The 5737-nt window shown below is 61.4% G+C and carries 6 protein-coding genes and 1 pseudogene; 4 read left to right on the top strand and 3 right to left on the bottom strand.

The window, feature by feature from the left end:
* Nucleotides 1-95 precede the first annotated feature (95 nt).
* Nucleotides 96-755: an OmpW family protein gene (locus tag V2I08_RS20050; RefSeq protein WP_043155211.1), complete on the top strand. Its 660-nt coding sequence runs from the start codon at nt 96-98 to the stop codon at nt 753-755.
* Nucleotides 756-800: 45 nt separating this feature from the next.
* The gene (locus V2I08_RS20045) at nt 801-1280 is read left to right on the top strand and encodes a hypothetical protein (RefSeq protein ID WP_152542917.1); all 480 of its coding nucleotides are present in this window, start codon (nt 801-803) and stop codon (nt 1278-1280) included.
* 13 nt (nt 1281-1293) lie between these two features.
* On the opposite strand, the gene V2I08_RS20040 is transcribed toward V2I08_RS20045, so the two are convergent.
* The gene (locus V2I08_RS20040) at nt 1294-2049 is read right to left on the bottom strand and encodes a Crp/Fnr family transcriptional regulator (RefSeq protein ID WP_235209975.1); all 756 of its coding nucleotides are present in this window, start codon (nt 2047-2049) and stop codon (nt 1294-1296) included.
* A gap of 267 nt (nt 2050-2316) precedes the next feature.
* On the opposite strand from V2I08_RS20040, the gene V2I08_RS20035 reads away from it, so the two are divergent.
* Both V2I08_RS20035 and V2I08_RS20030 read left to right on the top strand, forming a co-directional pair.
* A complete protein-coding gene (locus V2I08_RS20035; RefSeq protein WP_043155222.1) occupies nt 2317-2649 on the top strand; it encodes a hypothetical protein in 333 nt (110 codons plus the stop codon).
* A 169-nt stretch (nt 2650-2818) separates the two neighbouring features.
* Nucleotides 2819-3490, top strand: coding sequence for an NAD(P)H-dependent oxidoreductase (locus tag V2I08_RS20030; protein ID WP_043155225.1), 672 nt, complete (start codon nt 2819-2821; stop codon nt 3488-3490).
* Between the two features lie 28 nt (nt 3491-3518).
* Here the strand turns inward: V2I08_RS20030 and V2I08_RS20025 are convergent.
* Together V2I08_RS20025 and V2I08_RS20020 are read right to left on the bottom strand one after the other, a co-directional pair.
* Nucleotides 3519-4276: pseudogene (locus tag V2I08_RS20025) on the bottom strand (IS5 family transposase).
* A 420-nt stretch (nt 4277-4696) separates the two neighbouring features.
* A complete protein-coding gene (locus V2I08_RS20020) occupies nt 4697-5710 on the bottom strand; it encodes an IS91 family transposase (RefSeq protein WP_349636521.1) in 1014 nt (337 codons plus the stop codon).
* Between the last annotated feature and the right edge of the window lie 27 nt (nt 5711-5737).

Below are 5737 nucleotides of genomic sequence, written 5' to 3'. Positions count from 1 at the left end.
CGGCCAGCCGCGTCTTCGCCTCAAGCCAGCCCCCCAGCGCCACTGCCCTCAGGCCACCACTGAATAGGACGGGCTAACACGGCATGGAGATAGGCATGAAAAGGATAGTCCTTGTATCGATTGGCGCAGTTGTTGCCGCGCTCGCGGTCCCGGCCCATGCCGAAGAAGCAGACAAGCGTTGGATCATCCGTGCCCGTGCGATCCGGGTGACGCCGACCGAGAAGACCGGCCCGATCCTTCCGAGTTTTCCGACCGCCCATACGGCGGTGACAAACAGTTATGCGCCAGAAGTGGACTTCACCTATATGGCGACTAGGCACATCGGTGCCGAACTGATCCTGGCCACGACGAAGCATCACATCGAAGGACGCGGCGCGCTTGACGGGCTCGGCAAGGCAGGACGAACCTGGGTGCTTCCGCCAACGCTCACGCTTCAATATCATTTTGCGCCCAACGCACATATTCGGCCCTATGTCGGCGCGGGCGTCAACTACACGATCTTCTATTCGGAAAAGGCCAGCAATGCGCTCCAGTCGGCTATTGGTGACACGAAGCTGAAACTGAAGGACAGCTTCGGCTATGCCCTGCAGGCCGGCGTCGATATCGACATTACCCCTCGCATTTTCCTCAACATTGACCTCAAATATATCGACATCGATACCACGGCCCGTCTGACGACGGGCAGTCTGATCAACCGCGAGCGTGTCCACCTCGACCCTCTGGTGCCTGGTATCGGCATCGGCATGCGGTTCTGAGCAATGCAAGCCGCCACGAACTTGGTCCCACCGATGGGTTGGTACATGATCGACGAGATCGACCTGATCGCGCTGCTCATCGACCACGCCGAGCTTGCCTGTCTTTGCGATATGCTGGAATCGGTTGCGGGCGCTCTGCCGACCCTTCCGGAAGAAGATGACGCAGCCTGGGTTTGCCACGAGCTTGAGAACCGGCTTCCCACCCATGAAGCTCGAGAGCGCAGGTTTTTGGAAACCGTTTTCGCCCCACGGACGATGCCGAACGGCGAAGCGGTCATTGATCGTATGCGCTGCCGCAGCGCGTCACAGGTTGTGCAAGCGCAGGACCTCGTCGCGGCTCTCCGGCCTGGATGCTCTCCACTGCCTGCAACAACATTGGGATATATGCTTCGCTGCTTCTTCGAAGCGTGCCGGGCCGATATGGCGTTCGAGGAACTGGCGATCCTCGGGCTCGCGGAGCAGCGTCTTACGCCCGCGGCACGAACACTATTGCGCGACAGCCTCGGCCGGCGCTGTCGCGCCTAGCGGCCACGATCATTCAGGCAGCGTCGGCCATTCGCCTGAGCGCGTCGCGCTTGAGTATCGTCACCGCGCGACCGCCCGGCAGGGCAATCACGCCGGCCATCTTGAGCTTGGTCATTTGCCGGCTGACCGTTTCGATGGTGAGGCCCAGCACATCGGCGATTGCGCCTCGGGAAAGAGGAAGATCGAAGGTTACCGGTCCATTGGCGCTGGCGCTATAGCCCCCGATCCTCTCGAAAGTTTGGAGCAGAAAGTCTGCGATCCTCTCGCTGGCACTTTGACGACCGAGTAGAAGCATGCGCTTGCGCGCATCGCTCAGCGTATCGAAGGTACGGCGCAGGAGAGCCTGGGTCATCCCGTTTCGCGTCGACAGAAACCCTTCGAAATCGGACTTACGAAAGGTGCAGATTTCCGCGTCTCCCAACGCCGTCACTGTGAATTCGAAGCTGCCCACGAAGGGCTGTCCCACGAAGTCCGACGGATAGAGTAAGCCGACAATCTGTTCGCGGCCGTCGGCGGTCAACGCGCTGACTTTCAGGATGCCCGAAAGGACGTTCGCGCAACGACGGCTCTCCTCTCCTGCCCAGGCGATCGATTCGCCGCGACGTAAACGGCGGCGCCGGCCAAGCTTGTGCAGCGTGATGAGGTCTTCACCGGCAAGCGTTCCGCACAAAGAGTCCCGGCGAACCGCGCAATCCATGCAAACAGATGTCGGAAACCTCTCCTCACCATCGGGCCAATCCAAGGTTGTGCAGCTACCGAGCATCTTCATCCCCACTCACGCATCTACGCCGGCGGAGTTCAGGGTTCAGGCCGGCAACGGTTTCCGAAAGCTCAGTTTCGTCCGGCACCGTCTCCCCATTGGGCAAGTGGACCTCGTGCCAGATGCCGTTGAGGAGACTGAAGCCGACCGCGAGGCCGAGCCCGAGAACTCAAGCGAAATACCATGTGGCGATGTGCCTGCTATCAGTATTAATCCGGATGCGTGGGAATGACCGCGGTCGTTAGACGCCCCCACATGATCTTGTAGGCCCAGGCGGTGCCACAGGACGCCGTTCTGTTCGCCGAGATGACCCGGGACAACCTGCTGCTGACCCTCGAGGCCGTGGCCGATGCCGAGCTATGGGCCATGTTGCATGTCGCCGTGATCGATGATCGACCGGTAGCACTTCTGGATGGCCTCAACACTGGGTCGGTGAGAATGACATCGGACTTTCGGGTGGAGAGCGCCGGCGCCTCTCACTGGGTCGCACCTATCTCGCTCCTGTGCATGGGCTCCTGCGGGAGAACCTCAGAAGGCCTGGATCATGAAAGCGCGTTTGGTGGTCGAATGGCTGGACAAGAATCTGAATGTGTGACCGGCAGCGTCTGATTCTCGTCAGCCACCGCCTGTCCCGCGCAAGCGATCGGGCGATCGAAGCGCTCCACATTCTGGCGGGACACCAACTGGCCGCTTCGTCAGTGATGTCCATCGTTGCGTAATTTCCCCAAGGGCGAGCCATCGTGCGGTAGGGTAGCATTGCAGCTGAAGGAGTCGTTCGATGGCTGACGCGGCAAAGGGGCATGCCCGACATGTGGCGATCCTCATCCATCCCGATCCACAGAGCTTCAATGCCGCCATCGCACACGCCTATTGCGAGACAGTTCGGGAATGCGGGCAAGAGGCAATCCTGCGTGATCTCTATGCGATGAAGTTCGATCCGGTACTCAAGAACGAAGAACGGCCCGACAGGCGTGGTTTCGAGATCGCGCCTGACGTGCGTGCCGAACTCGAAGCCATCGAAGGTTGTGATGTTGTGGCGCTCATCTATCCGATCTGGTTCGGCCTGCCGCCGGCCATGATGAAAGGCTACGTCGATCGCGTGATCGGCGCGGGCGTCACGCCGCATCAAGTCCAGGATGGCGCAGGACGAGGCCCGTTGACCGCAGGCCATATGATCACGATCACGACATCGGGCGCCCGCGACGCATGGCTGGACGAACAAGGGCAGTTGGACTCGCTGCGGGAATTATCGAGCCGATATCTCTTCCGGGCCTTTTCGATGAAATCGGCTGACTATCTTCACATCGGCAGTATCGTCGAAGGCCTGCCCACACGCTTCATCGACGAGCATCTTTCCGATGTCCGTGAGCGGGCGCGCAAGATCTGCGCGAGGCTTGCCGTGGAACAATATGGCGCTGCGGCTCCGCCTTCGATCTCGGACGGAAGTTGAACGACACCATCCTAGGCCGGATCGACATTCATCGTAACCAAATCATGGCTGCGGCGAGATGGACGAAGCCGGTGAAGTGGCTGGCACGTCGATCATAGCGGGTAGCGAATCGCCTGAAATGCTTCATACGCCCAAAGCATCGTTCGATCTGATTGCGATGCTTGTAGGCGGCTTTGTCGTGGGGGATGAAGACCTTGCGGTTTCGCTTGGAGGGGATCACCGCCTCGGCCTTCATGCCGGCGATCAATTCGCGCAAGTCGTTGCTGTCATAGGCTTTGTCGGCGAGTACCGCCTTGGCCTTCTGTCCTTTCAGAAGATCGGCAGCGGCGGTGATGTCGTGCGCCTGGCCAGCCGTGATCCGGAAGCGCAACGGCCTTCCCAACGTGTCGGCCAGCATATGGACCTTGGTCGTCAATCCACCTCGGGAACGCCCCAGCGCCTGGTCCTTGGCCCCCCTTTTCCGGTCGCTGCCTGCTGGTGGGCGCGAACGATGGTACTGTCGAGCATGAGGTAGGTGTTGTCCCGGTCGGCTGTGAGCGTGTCGAACACCCGTTCCCAGACACCGCTATGGCACCACCGGCTGAACCGGCGGTGCACTGTCTTCCAGCGACCATAGCGCTCCGGCAGGTCACACCAGTGTGCGCCCGAGCGCAACACCCATAAACAACCGTTCACGAACAAGCGGTTATCCGACCCTGTCCGCCCGGGATCGTTCGCCTTGCCGGGCAGCAAAGCCGCGATCTTCGCCCACTGTGCTTCGTTCAACTCGTATCGCTTGATCCCCATCGCCAGCTCCGCGCTTCAACACGGGGCCTCATGAATCAGACATCTTTCACTTTGGGAATCTGGAGGGTTCTGTGAGGTCGCGCGGCGATGATCGTCGGGCTTGGCGCGGTGCGCGACCTCATTGAAGCCGGATTGAACTAACCCGCTGACGCGGCCACGCGCTATGGGATTAGTGTTGCTCCGCCCGGTGCTGGCGACTGGCTTTGGGTAACGCGATGCGCTCTCGGCGGTGGTCGTGACACCGAACCGCCGGTGTTGGTCGAGGCGATCGACGCGCCGACCGGCATTTTGGGTTGGGTCGCCGGATGGACGCCTGCTCAGCGGGTGGATCGGCAAGATACCGGACACGGGGCATCATCGCGTCCGTCGAGGCTGATATCGCGACGCCGTCAGGATCAATGTTCGGATCGAAGCGCGAGCTCATGACGTATCAGGCGGCGGTCGTGGCCGGGCCCGCCAATGTGGCAGTGTGGCCGTGATGCGTAGAATGCCGCCGCAGCAGGGGCAAACGGTTGGGTCAAAGCGCGGAAGCGACCTGGTGATCTCACCGGTCGCGGCGGTTGGCGCGGGCTGCGTCGCCACCAGAAGTTGCCGGATGATCGCGAGTCGAGCCCGGCGGCAGCCATTGGCGAGGAAGCCATAATGCCGGATGCGATGGAAGCCGTCGGGCAGGCAATGGATCAGGAAGCGCCGGATGAACTCGTGCGGATCGAGTGACATCAGCCTTGGCGCGTTGCCGCGTCGATAATCGCGCCATCGGAAGGTCACGTCTGTGTCGTTGGCGCTGACCAGGCGGCTGTTGGCGATGGCGACGCGGTGGGTGTAGCGACCGAGATAGGCGAGAACATGCTCGGGCGAGCCGAATGGCGGCTTGGCAAAGACGATCCAGTCCTTGCGACGAAGCTGTCGCACCAATCCGGCAAAGGCTTCGGCATCATCGAGCCCGGCGAGCGTGCCCGAAAAGCGTAGCTTGCCGGCCAGATGAGCGGCCTGAAGCCGTTCGAGGAACAGCCGCCGGAACAGGCGGGAGAGCACATGGACCGGGAGAAAGAAGCGCGGCCGACAGGCGAGCCAGCGTTCGCTATCCACGAGCGCGCCGCCGGGAACCAGGCAGTGGATATGCGGATGATGCGTGAGCGCCTGCCCCCATGTGTGGAGGATGGCGAGGAAACCGATCTCGCCGCCAAGGTGTCGAGGGTCGGCCGCAATGGTCTTCAGCGTCGCCGCCACCGCATCGAACAGGATCGCATAGACGGCCACCTTGTTGTGGAAGGCGATCTCGGCGGCCTCCGCCGGCATCGTGAACACGACGTGGAAGTACGGCACCGGCAGAAGATCCGCCTGACGATCGGCGAGCCATTGCTCGCGCGTCGTGCTCTGACATTTTGGGCAGTGTTGGGTTGGACGGCTCCCAACGGCATCGTGATGTGCCAGGATGAGGTCGTTGAAACACTCACATGA

The organism is Sphingobium sp. MK2, from assembly GCF_040170545.1.
Taxonomy (GTDB): Bacteria; Pseudomonadota; Alphaproteobacteria; order Sphingomonadales; family Sphingomonadaceae; genus Sphingobium.
This window is presented reverse-complemented; position numbering and strand designations above follow the sequence as displayed.